The 1,141-nt window shown below is 62.0% G+C and carries 1 protein-coding gene; it reads left to right on the top strand.

What is annotated here, in order from left to right:
• Nucleotides 1-111: 111 nt before the first annotated feature.
• On the top strand, nt 112-1,141 hold a 1,030-nt coding region (locus FVQ81_18540), incomplete at its 3' end, for an adenylate/guanylate cyclase domain-containing protein (protein ID MBW7998530.1).

The following is a 1,141-nucleotide window of genomic DNA, read 5'->3' as shown; positions in this document are numbered from 1 at the left end:
TTAAATCCGTGGGCTGACAGGTCTCCTAGCCTAACCTCTTGTAATCCCCGTTATTTCTTCGCATATTCCCCCTGACGGATATTCGATAAATATATGTAACGCGAGGTTCCCATGCGCAAACTCGCCGCCATCATGTTCACCGACCTGGTGGGTTACACCGCCCTCTCCCAAAAGAACGAGGCCCTGGCCCTGGAGCTGCTCGAAGAACATCGTCAACTCCTGCGTCCCCTTTTCACCCAGCACAACGGCACAGAGATCAAGACCATCGGCGACGCCTTCCTGGTGGAGTTCGCCAGCGCGGTGGAGGCGGCCCGGTGCGCCGTGGACATCCAGAAGGCCCTGACGGCCCACACCTCCGTCGTGGTCCCGGAGCGGCGCGTCCAGGTGCGCATCGGCCTGCATGTGGGCGACGTGGTGTTTGAAGGGGACGACGTGCTGGGTGACGGGGTGAACATCGCCTCCCGCATCGAGCCGCTGGCATCGTCGGGGGGTATCTGCGTGTCCGAGGATGTGGCGCACCAGATTGAGAACAAGATTGACCTGCCCCTGGAATTGCTGGGCGAAAAAGAGCTCAAGGGTATCAAGAAGCCGGTGACGGTCTACCGCCTCGTGCTGCCGTGGGAGCAGGAAGCCGGGTTCTTGCGGCTGGCACGCTTGGTGCTCCGCAAGCCATTGCGTGCCCGCTGGGTCCAGGCAGGCGTGATGGTTCTCCTCATCGCGGCGGGAGTGGTCTGGTGGTGGACGAGCGAACGGGTGCCCTCCATCAGACCGGGGCAGATCACCCGCCTGGCCGTGTTGCCCTTTGCGAACCTGATGAACGACCCGCAGCAGGAATACTTCGTGGACGGAATACACGACGCGCTGCTTACCGAGCTGTCCAGGCTGGCGGCGCTGACGGTCATTTCCCGGCAGTCCGTCTTGAGGTACAAAGGGTCGGACAAATCCCTCGGGGAGATCGCCCGGGAGCTGCAGGCGCATGCATTGATAGAGGGTTCCGTGCTACGCGCCGGAGATGACGTGCGCATCAACGTCCAGCTCATCGAGGCGGCCTCAGACCGCCATCTGTGGGCGGACATCTTCGATCGCAAGCTGGAAAATGTGCTGGCCCTGCACAGTGACGTGGCGCGGGCCATTGCCAATC

Source organism: Candidatus Glassbacteria bacterium, from assembly GCA_019456185.1.
Taxonomy (GTDB): Bacteria; Gemmatimonadota; Glassbacteria; order GWA2-58-10; family GWA2-58-10; genus JAJRTS01.
The sequence above is the reverse complement of the archived record's forward strand: the minus strand, read 5'-3'. Positions and strand labels throughout refer to the sequence as shown.